Origin of the sequence: Serratia sp. HMSC15F11 (assembly GCF_001808215.1) — a bacterium.
In the GTDB taxonomy this organism is placed as follows: domain Bacteria; phylum Pseudomonadota; class Gammaproteobacteria; order Enterobacterales; family Enterobacteriaceae; genus Serratia; species Serratia nevei.
The window spans coordinates 1-18753 of sequence record NZ_KV792402.1 but is presented as its reverse complement, the minus strand read 5'-3'; the positions used below and the strand labels follow the sequence as shown (position 1 = coordinate 18753).

Annotated in this window: 20 protein-coding genes and 1 pseudogene; 16 read left to right on the top strand and 5 right to left on the bottom strand. The window is 63.6% G+C overall.

What is annotated here, in order from left to right; translation table 11 throughout:
- Positions 1-59 precede the first annotated feature (59 nt).
- Genes HMPREF3138_RS05705 through HMPREF3138_RS05695 form a run of 3 tightly spaced genes read left to right on the top strand, consistent with a single transcriptional unit; the run spans position 60 to position 1637 of the window.
- Entirely contained in the window at positions 60-965 is a 906-nt protein-coding gene (locus tag HMPREF3138_RS05705; RefSeq protein ID WP_000405670.1) for a LysR family transcriptional regulator, read from the top strand.
- Between the two features lie 32 nt (positions 966-997).
- The gene (locus HMPREF3138_RS05700) at positions 998-1261 is read left to right on the top strand and encodes an EexN family lipoprotein (RefSeq protein ID WP_000717310.1); all 264 of its coding nucleotides are present in this window, start codon (positions 998-1000) and stop codon (positions 1259-1261) included.
- Positions 1262-1319: 58 nt separating this feature from the next.
- Complete coding sequence (locus HMPREF3138_RS05695; protein WP_000539741.1) at positions 1320-1637, top strand: DMT family transporter; 318 nt, start codon at positions 1320-1322, stop codon at positions 1635-1637.
- 228 nt (positions 1638-1865) lie between these two features.
- Here HMPREF3138_RS05695 and HMPREF3138_RS05690 read toward each other — a convergent pair.
- The 3 genes and pseudogenes from HMPREF3138_RS05690 to HMPREF3138_RS05680 form a co-directional block, all read right to left on the bottom strand.
- Positions 1866-2045 (bottom strand): annotated as a pseudogene (locus tag HMPREF3138_RS05690) (integrase core domain-containing protein); the annotation flags it as partial.
- 101 nt (positions 2046-2146) lie between these two features.
- Positions 2147-2677 (bottom strand): SRPBCC family protein, encoded by a 531-nt coding sequence (locus tag HMPREF3138_RS05685; RefSeq protein ID WP_000043569.1) that lies wholly within the window; start codon positions 2675-2677, stop codon positions 2147-2149.
- A 281-nt stretch (positions 2678-2958) separates the two neighbouring features.
- Complete coding sequence (locus tag HMPREF3138_RS05680) at positions 2959-3864, bottom strand: LysR family transcriptional regulator (protein ID WP_023093368.1); 906 nt, start codon at positions 3862-3864, stop codon at positions 2959-2961.
- A 305-nt stretch (positions 3865-4169) separates the two neighbouring features.
- Between HMPREF3138_RS05680 and HMPREF3138_RS05675 the strand changes: the two genes are divergently transcribed.
- From HMPREF3138_RS05675 to HMPREF3138_RS05615, 13 genes are read left to right on the top strand one after another with little or no spacing between them, the layout of a single operon-like run.
- Positions 4170-6167 (top strand): conjugal transfer protein TraG, encoded by a 1998-nt coding sequence (locus HMPREF3138_RS05675; protein ID WP_001163195.1) that lies wholly within the window; start codon positions 4170-4172, stop codon positions 6165-6167.
- Positions 6164-6640, top strand: a complete 477-nt coding sequence (locus HMPREF3138_RS05670; protein WP_000085131.1) for a ribbon-helix-helix protein, CopG family — start codon at positions 6164-6166, stop codon at positions 6638-6640. Before HMPREF3138_RS05675 ends, HMPREF3138_RS05670 begins: the two co-directional genes overlap by 4 nt.
- Entirely contained in the window at positions 6637-7707 is a 1071-nt protein-coding gene (gene trbB / locus HMPREF3138_RS05665; protein WP_023093367.1) for a P-type conjugative transfer ATPase TrbB, read from the top strand. The genes HMPREF3138_RS05670 and trbB overlap by 4 nt, the downstream gene beginning before the upstream one ends.
- Positions 7704-8090 (top strand): TrbC/VirB2 family type IV secretion system protein, encoded by a 387-nt coding sequence (locus tag HMPREF3138_RS05660; RefSeq protein ID WP_000150010.1) that lies wholly within the window; start codon positions 7704-7706, stop codon positions 8088-8090. The genes trbB and HMPREF3138_RS05660 overlap by 4 nt, the downstream gene beginning before the upstream one ends.
- Positions 8087-8356 (top strand): VirB3 family type IV secretion system protein, encoded by a 270-nt coding sequence (locus tag HMPREF3138_RS05655; RefSeq protein ID WP_003092280.1) that lies wholly within the window; start codon positions 8087-8089, stop codon positions 8354-8356. Before HMPREF3138_RS05660 ends, HMPREF3138_RS05655 begins: the two co-directional genes overlap by 4 nt.
- A 12-nt stretch (positions 8357-8368) precedes the next feature.
- A complete protein-coding gene (trbE, locus tag HMPREF3138_RS05650; protein ID WP_000933135.1) occupies positions 8369-10819 on the top strand; it encodes a conjugal transfer protein TrbE in 2451 nt (816 codons plus the stop codon).
- On the top strand, positions 10816-11559 hold the full coding sequence (gene trbJ, locus HMPREF3138_RS05645; protein ID WP_003092277.1) for a P-type conjugative transfer protein TrbJ: 744 nt from the start codon (positions 10816-10818) through the stop codon (positions 11557-11559). The genes trbE and trbJ overlap by 4 nt, the downstream gene beginning before the upstream one ends.
- Positions 11560-11571: 12 nt before the next feature.
- Positions 11572-11898 carry a hypothetical protein gene (locus HMPREF3138_RS05640; protein WP_014603538.1) on the top strand — a complete coding sequence of 109 codons (327 nt, stop codon included), beginning with the start codon at positions 11572-11574 and terminating at the stop codon, positions 11896-11898.
- Positions 11895-13262 carry a P-type conjugative transfer protein TrbL gene (trbL, locus tag HMPREF3138_RS05635; RefSeq protein WP_001000746.1) on the top strand — a complete coding sequence of 456 codons (1368 nt, stop codon included), beginning with the start codon at positions 11895-11897 and terminating at the stop codon, positions 13260-13262. Before HMPREF3138_RS05640 ends, trbL begins: the two co-directional genes overlap by 4 nt.
- 18 nt (positions 13263-13280) lie before the next feature.
- Complete coding sequence (trbF, locus tag HMPREF3138_RS05630; RefSeq protein WP_001211312.1) at positions 13281-13985, top strand: conjugal transfer protein TrbF; 705 nt, start codon at positions 13281-13283, stop codon at positions 13983-13985.
- Positions 13982-14974: a P-type conjugative transfer protein TrbG gene (trbG, locus tag HMPREF3138_RS05625; protein WP_000776560.1), complete on the top strand. Its 993-nt coding sequence runs from the start codon at positions 13982-13984 to the stop codon at positions 14972-14974. Before trbF ends, trbG begins: the two co-directional genes overlap by 4 nt.
- A 2-nt stretch (positions 14975-14976) precedes the next feature.
- A complete protein-coding gene (locus tag HMPREF3138_RS05620) occupies positions 14977-16257 on the top strand; it encodes a TraB/TrbI/VirB10 family type IV secretion system protein (protein ID WP_003092274.1) in 1281 nt (426 codons plus the stop codon).
- A complete protein-coding gene (locus tag HMPREF3138_RS05615; RefSeq protein ID WP_000108283.1) occupies positions 16254-16499 on the top strand; it encodes a DUF2274 domain-containing protein in 246 nt (81 codons plus the stop codon). Before HMPREF3138_RS05620 ends, HMPREF3138_RS05615 begins: the two co-directional genes overlap by 4 nt.
- Before the next feature lie 306 nt (positions 16500-16805).
- Here HMPREF3138_RS05615 and HMPREF3138_RS05610 read toward each other — a convergent pair whose 3' ends face one another.
- Both HMPREF3138_RS05610 and HMPREF3138_RS05605 read right to left on the bottom strand, forming a co-directional pair.
- Positions 16806-17987 carry a P1 family peptidase gene (locus tag HMPREF3138_RS05610; protein WP_038871423.1) on the bottom strand — a complete coding sequence of 394 codons (1182 nt, stop codon included), beginning with the start codon at positions 17985-17987 and terminating at the stop codon, positions 16806-16808.
- Complete coding sequence (locus HMPREF3138_RS05605) at positions 17980-18495, bottom strand: GNAT family N-acetyltransferase (protein WP_038871421.1); 516 nt, start codon at positions 18493-18495, stop codon at positions 17980-17982. Before HMPREF3138_RS05605 ends, HMPREF3138_RS05610 begins: the two co-directional genes overlap by 8 nt.
- Positions 18496-18753 lie beyond the last annotated feature (258 nt).

The window sequence follows — 18753 nt, the reverse complement described above, 5'->3', positions numbered from 1 at the left end:
AGCTAAATAGCGTGACGCAAGGCGAAGGTGGTGAGGCCTGAGTGATGAGGAATGCGAACATGGAAATTCGACACCTGCGCTACTTTCTGGCGGTGGCAGAGGAGCTGCACTTTGCCCGAGCCGCAGAGCGCCTCCACATAGAGACATCGCCGCTGTCGCGCGCCATCAAGGAACTTGAGGAAGAGTTGGGCGTAGCGCTATTTGCGAGAACCACTCGGAGCACCCGCTTGACTCGTGCGGGCAGGCTCTTCTTTGAGAGCGTGCCGCGTGTCTTCGCAGCTTTGCAGCAGGCGCGCGACAGTGTGAACGCCGCAGCCAATGGCTTTCATTGCCAGCTCCGTATTGCATTGTCTGATGGAATCACGCCATCGCGCCTGCCTGCGTTGTTGGCGCTCTGCCGGCAGGAAGAGCCGGAAGTGGAAGTTCGCTTCTTCGAGGTGCCTTTGGCACAGCAAATCAAGGGATTGTGTGGCGAACTGTACGATCTCGGCTTCGCTCAATCGGATGAAGTCGGCGAAGGCATCATCGCCGTGCCGGTGTGGAGTGACCCTCTGATGGTAGCTGTGCCCGCACGGCACCCCTTGCTATCCCACAAACAGATTCCCCTAGAAGAGCTGTTGCGGTATCCGCTGGTGCTCTGCGACGCGGTGGCGTGTGAGGGCCATGCTCGGCAAGTTGAACGGGTGCTACGTCGCGTGGACATAGAGCCACTGATTGCCGAACGCGTGACTTCCAGCGATCTAATGATGGTCCTGGTTTCGGCGGGACTTGCACTAGGCCTCACAGGAGGCGCGCATATCACAGCCAGCAGGGAACAGGGGGTGGTCGCACGGCCGCTGACTGGACGTTCGCCAATGCTCACGACCTATCTACTACGGCCGGCCAGCGAGCCGTCAGAAATGCTGACTCGCTTCATGGAACGCGTTCATTCGATCAAATCTCCAGATGCCAAAGGTCGGCGGTAAACCATCACACAATCTCCCAAAGAAAATTAACCATGAAGAAGATTGCTCTCATATTGCTTTCCTCGACATTGGCAGCCTGCAGCCCATCTGGGAAACCAGATAAAGCCAACCTTCCGACAGTCGATGAATTAGCGCTCAATCCTGAGCGTCTGAAAGAGTTGCGCAAGCAATGCAAGTTGGATCGACCAATGCTGGGCGACCAACTATGTAACCGGGTTGCCGAGGCTACGCGAAAGCGCTTTTACGAAGATGGCGATGTGCCCCACACCACGCCTAAAGAGCCGCCGAAGTTCTAAGCTGGTGGTCATGCCGGAGTATGTATGCCGGATATGAAAAATTTGAAGGAGAATCGCAATGGGTTGGATCTATCTTGTTTTGGCTGGATTGTTTGAAATCGGATGGCCGGTCGGGCTGAAAATGGCGCAAGAGCCAACATCGCGTTGGAGTGGGGTCGCAGTAGCCGTCTCTTTCATGACAATTAGCGGCGCCTTCCTATGGCTTGCTCAGCGTCAGATACCGATTGGGACTGCTTATGCGGTGTGGACGGGTATCGGAGCGGCGGGAACTTTCTTAGTCGGAATTCATTTCTATGGCGACCCAACCTCCCTGATGCGATACCTTGGCGTGGCGTTGATCATCCTGGGCGTTATCACGCTCAAGTTATCGAGTTGATCGCTAGCTCCATTGGTAGCGTAGTCGCTAGGCGACCCAGCTCCCAGAGTGGATCGGGCGCTGGGAACTCGTACGGTCACCTCCTCTCTCTAGTCGCTATGTGACGAGCTTGCCGGCGCCTCGGGAGAGTTCGAGCCAGTGCGCGTAAGGCGGTGGGAGCACCCATTCCGGGTGGCTCCACCTTCAGTGCCTGCGCCAAGGTGACCTGAGTACGAACTTTGTAGCCAGTCAGGCAGTGAGTTCGGAGGGGATGCTATCGGATTGGATCCAGTTGCGCCGGATCGTCGCCGGCGGTTTGTAAGCATGCGCGCTATGCGGCCGCTGCTCGTTGTAGAACTGTCGCCAACGTTCGATCAGCACCTTCGCTTCGGTCCGACTGCGGAACCATTCGCGGTTGAGCAGTTCGTCGCCCATCGTTGCCTGCGAAGTCAGGACCAGCAGAATCCTGAGGGGAGTTCTCATCATGGTTTTCTCCGTTCAGACGCTTGGGATCAAGCGGCCGGAGACCACTACGCCTGCTTGGCTTTGCGCGCTGCCTCGACCAAGCTGTCGAGCCAGTCCTGATGGCCGTTGATCATCGGGTTGGGTTTGGCGTTGTGCAGCTCCTCGGCCGGTTTGCCCTTCTGAGTTTCCTGCGTGAGGATGCGCACGCGCCTGCCGTCCAGGTTCTCAACCAGCCAGGCGTGATGCACATCCAGGCGCGTATCTGTGCCTTCCTCGCCGGACCAGCCGTGCCAGGCCACGCGGCCGGGTTGCCCATCCGCAGGTGGCACGTATTCGTTGCACTGCCCCTCTACCGGGAAGCCGAAGGTCTCGAAGTAAAACCGATCGCCGTCGGCCAGTACCGGGCCTTTGCCGTCATGAAAGCACACGTTAGCCGAGTTGGCGTAGTAGCTTGGCCACAGCGATGGTGTGACGAGTAGAGGCCATACGTCGGCCGCGCTCAAGCCGGCGGCGATGATCTCATTGGAGGCGAAATTCTCAGTAAAGCCCGGCGTGTAGCCTTCGGGCCAGAGGATGGCGTTCTGTTGCTTGCTCATATCGAAGCTCCTTCACAAAATGTCGATGACGCAACAGGGGTGGCTGCGTCATTCAAGTGGTCATGGAGCAAATCATGAGCCTCCATCTGCAATAAGTGAAATCCTAAGTTTCTATTTTTGATATCATAAAATATGATATCAAGGCCTAGGTTCTGCCATCCACCGACTAGGCTATCTCGCAGCGGCGCTACGAAAGGGCGCGTCTCCAATTGAGCCGACTGATTGCTTATTTGTAGTGCGAGGTAGAGTTGTGCTGAGCATGACGATAGGAGCGATCTTGCCTACTTGTTGTTAGCACAGGAAGTGAACAGCAGTGCTCGTATCCAGCGATGTGCTGGATCGTGATGGGTGCGTTCGTGCCAAGCAGCCGTCTTGGTGAACCCCGGTATCTTCACCGGCGGCAGGGAGATAGCCAGCTTGTCCATACCGGCGACCAAGCGGCTCGGCAAGATCGCAACCATGTCACTGGCACGCAGGATGTCTGGCAAGATCAGAAAGCTCTTGACCGACAGTGTGACGCTGCGTCGTTTGCCCAACTGTTCTAGCGCATCGTCGGTGACGCCGCGGAAACCTCCACCATCGTAGGAAACAAGCGCATGGTCGAGAGCACAGAACTGTTTAACGGTCAGCTTGCGCCCCATAGCCGCAGGATGGTCTTCCCGCAGGACACACACATAGTGTTCCTTGAACAGCTCTCGGGCATGCAGATTTGGCGGAGTGATCTCTGGCGTCAGGAGGGCTAAATCGATCTGACCGCGCTCAAGCTGGTTCTGTAGCTGCCCGCTCTCGACTGGCACTAATGAGACTCGTACACGCGGTGCGTGCCGTTTAAGTGCCGATAGAAATGGGACAGCAACGGCACGCAGCGCATAGTCCGTCGCGGCGATGGAGAAGGTCAGTTGTGCGGTGGCCGGATTGAAGGAAGGTGGCTGGAGCAGCGCGTCGATTTCGGCGAGCACCTGCTTGACAGGCATCCCTAGATCCAGCGCCCGCTGCGTTGGAACGATACCCCGCTGCGAGCGCGCGAAAAGCGGGTCACCGAAGCTCTCGCGCAACCGCGTCAGCATGCCACTCAAGGCCGGCTGGGTTAGTCCCAGACGGGCCGCCGCCCGTGTCACATTGCGTTCGTCTAACAATGCGTCCAGCGCCTTGAGCAAGTTGAGATCCATACTCTTGATATTTTTCATTTTTATTCCAATCTTAAATATCATCGTTTTTCATGATATCTAAATATTGCCTATGAGTGGAAGCAAGGCCCATTGACGGCTTTTTTTGGGTAACTTGCTTGGAACTCTGTATGCGCCGCAGTGCGCTTTCGCTTGCGGCGCTTTTCTTTGACTCGCCACCGCGCTCATTCTTTCTTTTCCCTCGACCATTGTGCTGCGAACGGTCTTTGACCGGCACTAGCCCAGAACCGATCCTGACGCCTGCGACACCCCCTGTGCAACGCTTTCAATGAGACACCAGCGCAGGAGAAATCGGAGGACAGGTCATGCAAGGGACGAACGTTCTGTTCGGCCAGATCGCTGTGGTAATCGGCATCGTGATCGCCGGCGTCTGGGGCGCCACACAATGGACAGCAGCGACCCTTGGCTATCAAGTACGCCTCGGATCGCCCTGGTTCGATCTTCTAGGTGTACCGGTTTATCACCCGTGGCGCTTGTTCGAATGGTGGTTCTTCTTTGATGCCTACGCGCCGCACGTCTTCGACACAGGCGGTGCGATTGCGGGTGGTAGCGGTTTGTTCGCTTTACTCGTCGCCATCGCCATGTCGGTATGGCGTTCTCGGCAGTCGCGGCTGGTTACGACTTATGGTTCGGCACGCTGGGCCGATGCCGTCGACATCCGCAAAGCTGGACTGACCCTCCCGGCGGGCGTCTTCCTCGGCCAACACGACGACCAATACCTCCGACATGAGGGGCCGGAACATGTCCTGAGCTTCGCACCCACGCGCTCGGGCAAGGGCGTGGGCTTGGTGGTGCCTACGTTGCTTTCGTGGCCGGCGTCCGCCGTCATTCACGACATTAAGGGAGAGAACTGGAAGATCACGGCGGGCTGGCGTTCGCGCTTTTCGCACTGCCTGCTTTTCAACCCCACCGATAGGCAGTCGGCCGCCTACAACCCGCTGCTTGAAGTCCGGCGCGGCGCACATGAAGTGCGCGACGTGCAGAACATCGCCGACATTCTGGTTGACCCTGAAGGTGCGTTAGAGAAGCGCAATCATTGGGAGAAGACCAGCCACGCGCTACTGGTCGGTGCAATCTTGCATGTTCTGTACGCAGGCGAGGACAAGACGCTGCGCGGCGTCGCCAACTTCCTCAGCGACCCGGCGTGTCCGTTCGAGCTGACGCTGCACCGGATGATGACGACGAAGCACCTGGGCGATGCGCCTCACCCGGTTGTCGCATCCGCTGCCCGCGAAGTGCTCAACAAGTCGGACAACGAGCGATCGGGCGTGCTCTCCACCGCCATGTCGTTTCTCGGCCTGTACCGCGACCCGACCGTGGCCGAAGTCACATCGCGCTGCGATTGGCGCATCGCCGACCTGATTTCCGCCGAGCACCCGGTATCGCTCTATCTGGTGGTGCCGCCCTCCGACATAAGCCGCACCAAGCCGCTGATCCGGCTCATCTTGAACCAGATCGGGCGGCGGCTGACCGAATCGCTCGACGGCAGCGATGGCATCGCGCGCCGGCACAAGCTGCTGCTGATGCTGGACGAGTTTCCGGCGCTGGGTCGCCTCGATTTTTTCGAGTCCGCGCTTGCCTTCATGGCCGGCTACGGCATCCGCAGCTTTCTCATCGCTCAAAGCCTGAACCAGATCGACAAGGCGTATGGGCAGAACCATTCCATCCTCGACAACTGCCATGTCCGGGTGACTTTCGCCACCAACGACGAAAGGACGGCGAAAAGGATTTCCGAAACCCTCGGCACCGCCACCGAGCTTCGCGCGCAGCGCAACTACGCGGGCCACCGCCTCGCTCCGTGGCTGGGGCACCTGATGGTGTCGCGTCAGGAAACTGCACGTCCGCTGCTGACGCCCGGCGAGGTGATGCAGCTTCCACCTGAGGACGCCGTAGTCATGGTGTCCAGCGTTGCCCCGATCCGCGCGAAGAAGCTGCGTTACTACGTCGACGCCAATTTCAAGGATCGCGTCCTGCCACCGCCCGTGCTCGCAGTCGGGAGGTACGCCGACGCGCCGCCAGCCCGCCCCGACGACTGGAGCGGCTTGGCGATCCCGGCCGTACCTACGGCGCCGACCTCGGTATCCGCCGATGGTCCGGGCGGCACCGATGACGGCGGCCCGCGCCGCCAGCTCGAACTCTCCGAAACCGTCGCCTACGAGCCCGAGTTGGACGCGTGTGCGAACGACCTGGAGCTGCTCGATGACGACGACCTGGCGCTCCCGCTTCCCGGCCAGCTCGACCCGGCCATGCAGCGCACGGCCCGGCTGGCTTCTCTCGACCCCAACGACGGAATCGACCTATGAGCCAATACCGCCTCAATCTTTTCATCCAGCCCGAGCACGCCAAGCGCCTGGATGAACTTGCCGCCAAGAAAGGCGTGTCCAAGTCCTCCATCGTCGCAGCGGCCTTGGCGTCCTGGCTGTCACCCGATGCGGGCGACCAGCGTGAGGCCGCCATTGCCAAGCGGCTGGATCGACTGTCGCGGCAGACCGAACGCATGGAGCGCGACCAGAACATCCAGATCGAAACGCTGGCGCTGTTCATCCGCTATTTCTTGACCATCAGCACGCCGGTGCCAGAAGCCCACAAGGACGCGGCCCGCGCCCAGGGCAAAGCGCGCTTCGAGCAGTTCGTCGAGCAGTTGGGTCGCCACCTGCTGCGTGGCCGCAGTCTGGTGCGCGACGTGGTGGAGGAACTGCACCCCGATCCGATGCGGATGGATGACGCAGCAGCGATGGCGTCCGCCGATGAGCGAGCTGCAGAGCGTGCGTCATGAGTGCCGTTCCGCAGATTCCGCCTGAATCTCGCTCATCCGCCGCGGCGTCCCAGGATCGCCGCATCCAGATGCTGCGCACGGCGATGGGGCCGCTGATCGCCGCTGCGCTCGAAGATCCGGATGTTGTGGAAATCATGCTCAACCCCGATCGCACCCTGTGGGTGGATCGGCTGTCGTCGGGTCGCTCGCCGCTGGGCGTGGAGATGCCCGAGGCCGATGGTGAACGCATCATCCGCCTGGTCGCCGCGCATGTCGGCGCGGAGGTGCATCGCGGCCAGCCGCTCTTGACCGCCGAGTTGCCGGAAACCGGCGAGCGTTTCGAGGGCATCCTGCCTCCGGCCGCCCCGGGGCCAGCCTTCGCGCTACGCAAGCGGGCCGTGAGCATCATCGGCCTGGATCGCTACGTGGCCGACGGCATCCTGACCGCCGGGCAGGCCGAGTTCCTGCGCCGCGCCGTGCGCGAGCGGCAGAACATCCTGATCGCCGGCGGCACCAGCACCGGCAAGACCACGCTGGCGAACGCGCTGCTGGCCGAGATCGCCGCCACAGGCGACCGCGTGCTGGTGCTCGAAGACACCATCGAGCTGCAATGCGCGGCCCGCGACCATGTGCCGCTGCGCACCCGCGCCGGCGTCGTCACAATGACCGAGCTGGTGCGGGCCACGATGCGCCTGCGGCCTGACCGCGTGATCGTCGGCGAAGTGCGTGGCGGCGAAGCCCTGGACTTGGTGAAGGTCTGGGGCACCGGCCACCCCGGCGGCATTGCCACCATCCATGCCGGCTCCGCCTTGGGCGCACTGCTGCGTCTGGAGCAACTGATCCTCGAAGTGGCAGTGAATCCGCCCCGCGCCCTGATCGCCGAGGCGGTCAACGTGGTGATTCACATCGCAGGCCGTGGCCGCAAACGTCACGTCGAAACCATCTCCCGTGTCGTCGGCTTCGACGGTGCGGGCTATCGCCTGACAGATGCGCTGGAAACGCCGTTTCCCGAGCTGCCGCCGGTTCCTCTTGCAGCCGCTGCCGCTGCGCCTTCCTCGACCCCTGACCAACCTGGAGAACTGCCATGACGCACGTTGATGCTTTCCGTCTTTCCGTAAATCCTATTTCTCGCCTGTCCAGCATGGCGCGGCTGCGCCACCTGGCCCGTCCCGCAGGGCAAGGGCTGCTGCTGGCCGCGCTGATGCTGTTGCTGGCGGGCACGGCGCAGGCCGCCGGTTCCTCGATGCCGTGGGAAGGGCCGCTGACCTCCATCCTCGAATCCATCCAAGGGCCAGTCGCCCGGATCGTGGCGGTGATCATCATCATCTCGACGGGGCTTGCGCTGGCGTTCGGTGATACCAGCGGCGGCTTTCGCAAGCTGATCCAGATCGTGTTCGGCCTGTCCATCGCGTTCGCCGCGTCCTCGTTCTTCCTGTCGTTCTTCAGCTTCTCCGGAGGGGCCGTCGTATGAGTAAGGCCACCGATCTTCCGGGCTTTGAAGTGCCGCTGCATCGCTCGCTGACCGAGCCGATCCTGCTGGGCGGTGCGCCGCGCACCGTGGCGATTGCCAACGGCACGCTAGCCGCCGCCGTCGGGCTGGGCCTGCAACTGTGGATTCCCGGCGTGGTGCTCTGGATCGTCGGCCACTCGCTGGCCGTATGGGGTGCGCGCGTCGATCCGCAGTTCATGCAGGTCTTCGCGCGGCATATCAAACACCGCCCGCTTCTGGACGTGTGAGGGGAGGACGCCATGCTGAACCTTGCCGAATATCGTCAGCGCCCGGCCTTGCTTGCCGACTGGCTGCCCTGGGCCGGGCTGGTCGCGCCGGGCGTTGTGCTGAACAAAGATGGTTCGTTTCAACGCACGTTCCAGTTTCGCGGCCCCGACTTGGACAGTGCGACACAGGGCGAGCTGATTGCCACGTCGGCGCGGCAGAACAACGCGCTTCGCCGTACCGGGTCTGGCTGGGCCTTCTATATCGAGGCCGAGCGGATGCGGGCATCGAGCTATCCGCAATCCTCCTTTCCCGAACCACTGTCCTGGCTGGTGGATGAGGAGCGACGCGCGGCGTTCGAGGAGTCGGATGGCCATTTCGAGAGCGTCTATCACTTCACGTTGCAACACCTACCGCCGCAAGAGTCTCGCGCCCGTGCGGCTGGGATGCTGTACGAGAACCGGCCCACTGAGGGTGTGGACTGGCGTGGTCGGCTTGATTCCTTCGTGGCAGAGACCGATCGCGTGTTCGACCTGCTCGATGGTGTGATGCCGGAGATTGCCTGGCTGGACGATAGCCAGACGCTGACCTACCTGCATGCCACAGTCTCCACGCGGCGCTATCGCGTCGGCGTGCCCGACGTGCCGTTCCATATCGACGCACTGCTGGCCGATGCCGCGCTGGTCGGCGGCCTGGCGCCCATGCTGGGCGATCAGCACCTGCGCGTGGTGTCGGTACGAGGCTTCCCGACCTCGACCTGGCCGGGGATCTTGGACGACCTCAACCGCCTGGGCTTTGCGTATCGCTGGAGTACGCGCTTCCTGTGCCTGGACAAAGCCGAGGCGGAACGGGAATTGGGGCGCTTGCGGCGCCAATGGTTCGCCAAGCGCAAGAACGTCATCGCGCTGCTGCGCGAAACGATCTTTCAGCAGGAAAGCCCGCTGGTCGATACCGATGCCAGCAACAAGGCCGCCGACGCCGATGCCGCCTTGCAGGAGCTGGGCAGCGATCAAGTCGCCTTCGGCTACCTCACCGCCACGGTGACGGTGCTCGACGCCGACCCGGCCGTGGCCGACGAGAAGCTGCGCATGGTGGAGCGCGTCATCCAGGGCCGGGGTTTCGTGACCATCCCCGAAACCCTCAACGCAGTCGATGCCTGGCTGTCGTCCGTCCCCGGCAACGCATACGCGAACGTGCGTCAGCCCATCGTTTCGACGCTGAACCTGGCGCACATGATGCCGATGTCAGCGGTATGGGCTGGGCCGGAGAAGAACGAACACCTCGATGGCCCGCCGCTGATCGTCACCCGCACCGATGGCGCGACGCCGTTCCGGCTGGTGACGCACATCGGCGACGTGGGGCACACCCTTGTCGCCGGGCCGACCGGCATGGGCAAGTCGGTGCTGCTCGCCATATTGGCCATGCAGTTCCGGCGCTACTTCGGCTCGCGGATCTTCGCCTTCGACATGGGGCGCTCGATGCGCGCCACCATCCTCGGCCTTGGCGGTGAGCACTACGACCTCGGTGCCGATGGCGGCATCGCCTTCCAGCCACTCGCGCGAATAGCCCACGAGGGCTACCGCACCTGGGCCGCCGAATGGGTGGAGGGCCGGCTGCTGCACGAAGGCGTGACGGTCGGCCCGGACGAGAAGGCTGCCATTTGGTCGGCGCTGCGAAGCCTTGCCGGTGCGCCAGTGGAGCAGCGCACCATGACCGGCTTGTCGGTGTTATTGCAGTCCAACGCGCTGCGCCAAGCGCTCGCGCCCTATGTGTTGGGCGGCGCCCACGGCAAGCTGCTGGACGCTGACCACGACCGGCTGGGCATGGCCGACGTGCAGGGCTTTGAGATGGAAGAACTGATGCACAGCCCCGCCGCCGTGCAAGCAGTGCTGCGCTACCTGTTCGCCCGCTTCGACGAACGTTTTGACGGCGCGCCCACGCTGCTGATCCTCGATGAAGCGTGGCTGTTCCTCGATGAGCCGTCCTTCGCGGCCCGCATCCGGCAATGGCTCAAGACGCTCAGAAAAAAGAACGTCAGCGTCATCTTTGCCACGCAGTCGCTGGCCGACATCAAGGACTCGACCATCGCGCCAGCCATCATCGAAAGCTGCGCGAGCAGGATCTTCTTACCTAACCCGCAGGCCACCGAGCCGCAGATTCGCACGATCTACGAAGGCTTCGGCTTGAACAGCCGCCAGATTGAGATCGTGGCGACCGCACAGCCCAAGCGCGATTACTACTACCAGTCGCGCCTCGGCAATCGCCTGTTCGACCTCGACCTGGGGCCTGTCGCGCTCGCATTCGCGGGCGCATCCACCCCTCAAGACCAACGCGATATTGACCGCGTGCTGACGCAGGCCGGCGCTCCCGGCTTCGCCGGCGCGTGGCTGCGCCATCGCGGCCTCGGCTGGGCCGCCGACCTGCTGCCGTCCGCTCCGGCGGCAGCTTCCTTTCTCGCTTCTCAACCGCTGGAGGTTTCACCATGAAGACCAAGCCCCGTTTGCTCTCTGTCTCACTCGCTGCCGTGCTGTCGGTATCGCTGCTGGCCGTGCAGCCCGCATCCGCGCTGACGGTGTTCGACCCGTCCAACTTCGTGCAGAACACGCTGACCGCCGTGCGCACGCTGGAACAGATCAACAACCAGATCAACCAGCTTCAGAACGAGGCGCAGATGTTGATGAACCAGGCCAGGAACCTGGCAAATCTCGACTTCAACATCGTCAACCGCCTGCGCTCGACGCTCGCCACCACCGAGCGCCTGATCGCCGAGGCGCGCGGCTTGGCCTACGACGTGCAGAGCATGGATGCCACGTTCGCCCGCCTGTACCCGGAACAGTACGCCGCCACCATCAGCGGCGACCGCATGGCACAGGACGCCCGCGAACGCTGGCAGAACACCTTGAACGGCTTGCACACCGCGATGCGGATGCAGGCGCAGGTGTCGCAGAACCTCGCCCAAGACGAAAGCGCGCTGGCCGATCTCGTGAGCCAGAGCCAGTCGGCCACCGGCGCGCTGCAAGCGATGCAGGCGACGAACCAGCTCCTGGCTTTGCAGGCCAAGCAGTCGATCCAGGCGCAGCAGCTCCAGATCACGCAAGACCGGGCCGCTTCACTGGAACTGGCGCGGCAAGCGGCGGCTATGGAGCGCGCCCGCGAAGTGCGGCGGCGCTTTCTGGGCACCGGCACGCCGTACACGCCGCAGTCCGTCAACTTCTATAACAACTGACCGGAGGCGGCCATGCGATGCGCTTCCGTCCTGATGGCCGTGCTGCTGACCGCGTGCGGCCAGCAGCCGGCCGAGAACCTGGCCGACGCCCTGGCCGCAGATCCGGTGCGGCTCAAGGCGTTGCGCGGGCAATGCGCGGCCGACCGGCAGGCCGTGGGCGAGGATGCCTGCCGCGCCGCCGCTGAAGCCTTCCGGCGGCGCTTCTTCGCCGGCCATACCGGGCCGGATGAATACAACTCGCTGGCTGAACTCCCGCCGATTCCGCCGAGCTTCGATACGCCCGCAGATGAATTGCCAGAGGGCGCCGTTCCGCTCACTCCGCCCGAGGATTCGCCATGAACGACGTGACCATCATCGACCGTTTCCTCGATACGTTCTCGCGCTACATCGACTCGGGCTTCGGCTTATTGCAGGGCGAAGTGGCATTTCTCACCGCCACGCTCATCGTCATCGACATGACGATCGCTGGCCTGTATTGGGCCATGAGCCACGCCACCGGCCAGGGCGACGACGTGATCGCCAAGCTGCTGCGCAAGGTGCTCTGTGTCGGCGCGTTCGCCTACATCATCGGCAACTTCAACTGGCTGGCGAGCATCGTGTTCCGCTCGTTCGCCGGCTTGGGAATTACCGCTACCGGCTCGGCCATCACGATGGAGAACTTCCTTCAGCCGGGCCGGCTGGCGAAGACCGGCATCGACGCAGCCGCGCCGATTCTGGAACAGATCGGGGACATGGCTGGGTTCCCCGAGGTGTTCGTGAACATCGACCCTATCGTGGTTCTGTTCATCGCCTGGCTGGTGGTGATCCTCTGCTTCTTCGTGCTGGCCGTACAGCTTTTCATCACGCTGATCGAGTTCAAACTGACTACGCTCGCCGGCTTCGTCTTGATCCCGTTTGCACTCTGGAACAAGACCTCGTTCCTCGCGGAAAAGGTGCTAGGCAACGTGGTGTCGTCAGGCATCAAGGTCTTGGTGCTGGCCGTCATCGTCGGCATCGGTTCAGGCCTGTTCGCCGAGTTCCAGGTGCATCCCGACGAACCATCCATCGACCACGCGCTGGTCGTGATGCTGGCCTCGCTCGCGCTGCTGGCGCTGGGCATTTTCGGCCCCGGTATCGCCACCGGCCTGGTGTCCGGTGCGCCACAGCTTGGTGCGGGCGCGATGGCTGGTGCTGCGGTCGGGGCTGTCGGCACCGGCGTTGCCATCGGCGCCGCCGTAACGGGCGTGGGCGGCGCCGTCATGGCCGGGGCACGAATGGCCCCGGCGGCCGCAAAGCTGGCCGGTGCCGGTGCGCGTGCCGCGACTTCGGCGGCCGGCAGTGCCCGATCGGCGTTCCAGGCCGGTTCCGCTGCGGCCGGCGGCGGTGCCAAGGGCGCGGCGGCTGGCCTCGGCAATGTCGCCAAGACTGGCGCACAAGCCGCAGGCCGCAGCGTCACCTCTGGTGCTTCCGCTGTTGGGCAGAAGGTGGCCGACTCCTTCCGCGCTGGCTGGAACGGCACAGAAGCCGGCAGCGACGGTGCTGGCCCCGGCCAGACCGCAGACGGCACCGCAGGCTCGCAGAAGCAAGAGCAACCGGCCTGGGCCAAGCGGATGCACCGCCGCCAGCAGGCTACCCATGCCGCGACCACTGCCGCCCACACGCTGCGCGGCGGCGACGGCGGCGGCTCCGGGCAAGGCCCGAGCCTGCGGGATTCCGATACCTAACCTTCAAGGAGAACACCCATGCGATTCAAACGACCGCAGGTGCGCTACGCCGATACGCCGCAGCCTGCCACCCCGTATCAAGCCGCCGCCCAGGTGTGGGACGACCGTATCGGCTCCGCCCGCGTGCAGGCGAAGAATTGGCGCCTGATGGCCTTCGGCTGCCTAGTGCTCGCGCTGTTGATGGCCGGCGGCCTGGTGTGGCGCTCGGCGCAGTCCATCGTGACGCCCTATGTCATCGAGGTCGATCAAGCCGGGCAGGTGCGCGCCGTGGGAGAGGCCGCCACGCCGTACCGGCCCGGCGACGCGCAGATCGCGCACCACCTGGCGCGCTTCGTGACGCTGGTTCGCTCGCTGTCCATCGACCCCATCGTGGTGCGGCAGAACTGGCTCGATGCCTACGACTACACCACCGACAAGGGCGCGGCGGTGCTCAACGACTACGCCCGCACCAATGACCCATTCGCCCGCATCGGCAAGGAATCGGTAACGGTGCAAATCACCAGCGTGGTTCGCGCGAGCGACACGTCTTTCAACGTGCGCTGGACAGAGCAGCGCTATGTCAACGGTGCGCCCGCCGGCACCGAACGCTGGAACGCCGTGCTTTCGACCGTCCTGCAAACCCCGCGTACTGAACAGCGCCTGCTCAAGAACCCATTGGGTATCTACGTCAACGGCCTGTCATGGAGCCGCGAACTGGATTCTTCCGAAGGAGCCAAACCATGAAACTTCGTTTCCGCCTTTACGTTGTTCCTTTGACGCTGCTGGCCCTCGCGGGCTGCGCCTCGCAGGGGAAGCCGCCGCCATCCATCTCGCTCGACGAGACGGTGCTGGCCCAGCCGTTGCCCGAACCGCCCAAGCCCGTCGAAGTCGTCGCCGTCCCTGAACCGCTGGCGCTGCCGGCGCAGTTGAAGCCCCTGCCGGAACTCGATGAGGCCCCCGTTGCGCCGGAGCCGGCCGACGAAAAGGTGCGCGTTTCCCGTGCCAATGCAGAAGCGCGTATCGCGCCTACCCGTGAGGGCTACGTCAACGCGATTCAGGTGTGGCCGTTCACCGATGGCGCGCTTTATCAGGTCTATGCGTCGCCGGGGCGCGTGACGGTGGTTTCGCTTCAACCGGGCGAGGAACTGGTAACGGTCGCCGCCGGCGATACCGTGCGCTGGATCGTGGGCGACACGTCCAGCGGCGGCGGGGCCGATCTGCGCGTCAATGTGCTGGTCAAGCCTATCCGCTCCGGTCTGAAAACCAATCTCGTCATCACCACCAGTCGGCGCACCTACCTGCTGGAGCTGACCTCGACCGAGAGGGCATGGATGGCGTCGGTGTCCTGGGACTATCCGAAAGACCGAATGCTCGCGTTGCAGCGCCAGGCGCAGGCAGCGCAGGCAACAACGCCTGTCGATACGGGCCTGTCGCTGGACAAGATCCGCTTCCGCTACGCGGTATCGGGCAGCAACCCGCCGTGGAAGCCTCTGCGCGCCTTCGATGATGGAGAGAAGGTCTATATCCAGTTCCCGCCGGGCATCGCCCAGGGCGAGCTGCCGCCGCTGTTTGTCATCGGCGCGCAGGGCGACGGGCAACTGGTGAACTACCGTTTTCGCTCGCCGTACTACGTCGTGGATCGCCTGTTCGGCGCGGCCGAACTGCGGCTGGGCGGCGATGGCGGCGACGTGGTGCGGATCGAGCGCACCGATGGTGTTGCACGGAGGAACTGACCATGAGCCAGGATGACACTCCCGACCTTGCCGCGCCGCAGGCGGACAAGGTGGCGCCGGAGGCAGTGGCGCTGCGCGCCCAGCCGCGTCCAGTCACACGCCTGAACCGGCGCTCGCTGGCCATCCTTGCCGGCGTCCTAGCGGTCGCCGTGCTCGGCGCGCTGATGTGGTCGCTGCAACCTCATCGACGCAGCACAGGCGAGCAGACCGAGCTTTACAACGTCGATCGCGTGTCAAAGTCGGAAGGACTGGATGCGCTGCCGACGGACTATTCCAAGCTGCCGCCGGCGTTGCTGCCTGCCGTTCCCGAACTAGGGCCACCGCTGCCGGGCGATCTTGGCCCGGCTATCGTGAAGTCGCAGCAACCGGCGACGGCTGCCTACGCGGCCCCCGGTCACGACCCGAACGATGCCCTGCGAAAAGAAGCCGAGGCGGCCGCGGCCTCGTCCGTGTTCTTCCGCTCGGGTGGGCAGAATGCGGCGCCGGTAGCGCAGACACAGGTGGCCGCTGCGCCGGGCTTCGCCGCCAATGCGGCGTTTGACCCGCTGGCGGCCGGGCCGGCCTCCACGGCGGCCCAACCTGCTGACCCGACAGCGGTGCAAAACCGGCAAGACCAGAAAGAGGCTTTCATGAAAGCTGGCCCCACTGAAACCCGTAATTCCGGCAATCTGACTCTGCCAATTTCGCCGTATCAGGTTATGGCCGGAACAGTGGTCGCAGGTGCCTTGGTGACGGGCATCAAGTCGGACTTGCCCGGCGACGTGATCGCCACGGTGACGGAGCCGGTCTATGACACAGCCACCGGGCGCTTCCTGCTGATTCCGCAGGGTTCGCGCATCCTGGGCAAATACAACAGCCAGGTCAGCTACGGGCAGAGCCGCGTTCAAGTCGTCTGGAACCGGATCATCCTGCCGGACACGTCTTCGCTCACGCTCGACAACCTGGCCGGCACCGACCCAGCCGGCTATGCCGGGCTGGAGGACGATGTGGACTACCACTGGGGCCGCATCTTTGCCGGTGCGGCACTCACCACGCTGCTGGGCGTCGGTGCCGAGCTGGCCGCGCCGGAGAACCGGCAGGATGGTGATCGCGTCATCATCGCTGGGCGCGACAGCGCGCAGGACAGCATCAATCAGGTCGGCCAGGAGATGACCCGGCGCAACCTCAACATCCAGCCGACCTTAACGCAACGGCCGGGCCTGCCGGTTCGCATCATCGTCAACCGGGATCTGGTGCTGCGGCCGTACCAGCCGCTGTTCTTCAACCGGGGGACTTCACGATGAGCACGACCAAGAAGCTGCGGCTCGGCCCGCTGCCGAAGACCGAGAGCACCAAGCTGACTTTCGTTTGCCCGACCAGCTTGAAAGTCGACCTCGACCGCTACGCCGCGCTACACGCGCAGGCGTATGGCGAGGCCGTTGATGCGGCGACGCTGATCCCGCATATGCTGGAAGCGTTCATGGCGGGGGATCGAGGATTCAGGAAGGGCACGGCGACCCGCAGCACACCACCGAAGCCGCCATGATTGCACCGCATGCTATTCAACGGCATCCATCGAACGCGCAGCCCAGGCTGCGCGTTCTTCATTCTGGATGCCGCCGAGCCTGTTGGGCTATGATGATGCGACAGGCCCGCCGTTCCTCGGCAATCCAGCACTACACAGTGCGATGCGGCTTTCTCTCCCAACGCTCCTATGTCGCTCCTAGCCGACAACGCCGCTCTTCTTCTAAGCGGCCCCGAAAGGAGCTAACCTACTGTCCCATATACGGTTTCAAGTCCTTCTTGATTTGCGCGAAAGAATTGACACCGGCACTTTTTTGGTGGCGGCGTGTTAGCCGCCGAGCGTTTGCCAGGTTGCGACCTGGCTGCCGGGCCACGGCGTGGCGGCATGTACGCCACGGGCGATCGCCCGGGCCAGGGTGTCCGCCGCCAGCGCGCCGATCTGCAGCACCGCCAGTTCGCGGCTGCCCTGAACCTCGCGTTGCCCGGTGGACAGGGCGAACACCACGTCGCCGTCAAACGGGCTGTGCAGCGGGCGGATGGCGCGCGCCATGCCGTCTTGCGCCATGATGGCCACCCGTTTCAACTCCACCCGCGTCAGCGCCAGGTCGGTGGCGATGCAGGCCAGGGTGGTGTTCTTTCTGCCGCCCTGCGGCTCTTGTTCCATCCAATCTTCGCCCTGCGCGCGCAGTTGCGCCAGCGCCGCTGCGCCGCCGTTGCCGAATTCACCGTCAATTTCATAGGGGGTCGCCCAGAAGGCGCGGGTGCCGGGCGCGACCACCGCACCCAAACTGTTGACCGCTACCAGTGCGCCGACGGTAGCGCCATTGGCGGCAATGATAGATGCCGAGCCGAGGCCGCCTTTCAGCTTACCCATGCCGGTCATGGCGCCATAGCCGGCGCCGACGGTGCCCAGCGGAAAGTCCAGCCCGGCCTTGCCGACCGCATCGATGCCCAGTTGGCGATACGGCGGCGTGAGCTGCCAGTTTTTGTCGCCACCGTTGGCCAGATCGTACAGGCAGGCGGTGGGCACGATAGGGGAGACAGGCACGCCGGGGGCCGGGCGCAGCGCGTAGCCTCGGCCCTGTTGCCCCAGCCAGGCCGCGACGCCATCCGCCGCCGCCAGGCCGTAAACCGAGCCGCCGCTGAACGTCAGCGCATCGACGGTCTGTACCAGATTGTCTTCACCCAGCGCGTCGGTTTCCCGGGTGGCGGGGCCGCCGCCGCGTACGTCTACGGCGGCGATCGCCGGGCTGTCCGGCAGGATAACCGTTGTGCCGGTACGCACCCGGCTGTCTTGCGCCGCGCCGACCTTCAGGCCCGGCACATCGGTAATCAGGTTGCGGGCGCCTGGGCGCCCGGCGGCGGAAGTTGGCATAGCGGCACCTAACGGGGTGAGAGGAGAGAATATGCCGACGGCGGCGGTCAGGCCGGCCAGCGCTTGTAAAAAGGTTCGGCGGTTGATGCACAGGGGCTGGCGCAGCGGCCCCTGTGGATGGGGACGATTACGCATCGCCGTGCGGCTGCCCGGAGCGCAAACGCGCCATATGGTAGGCGTCGACCAATACGCCGTCGCGCATGGCATAGGCGCGGCTGGTGCCCTCTATCTCGAAACCGAATTTGCGGTACAGCGCCATGGCCGCCGGGTTGTCGGTGAACACCGTCAGCTCGATGCGCTCGATGGCCGCCCAGTTGTCGCACAGGTCTATCATCGCCTGCATCAGGCGGCTACCGACGCCTTTGCCGTGGTAGCGCGGATCGACGCCGATGCCGAAGGTGGCCACGTGGCGGCGGCGCACGCGCTGGTTCAGCATGACGGCCAGCTGGCCGGCAAGCTGCCCGTCGATGAAGGCCGCCAGGTTATGCGTGCCTGGTTCGGGATTGGCGAGGCGCTTCTGCCAGGACTCGACGGACGGTAGCGGGAGCTGCAGCGTATCGCGATAGACGGGCGTCTGAGAATAAAGATGATGCAGGGCTTGCGCATCCGTAGTTTCCACGTGGCGTATCACGATCTCGCTCATCTCGCTGCTCCTGTTGTTTACCGGTTGAATAACCTCTGAATTTATCCGTTTACTGCCTTGAGTCAATATTATTTGAACGGGTCAAAAAAAACGCTTTACAGGTGCGAATGATAATGATTATTATTGCGATGCGTTCCGGGGAGGGCATCAACCCTTGATACTCTCGCTGCGAAGGCACGACATTGCTCACATTGCTTCCAGTGTTTACTTAGCCAGCTCGGGTGCTGGCTTTTTTTTGGTTCATCGCGCTTTACCGGG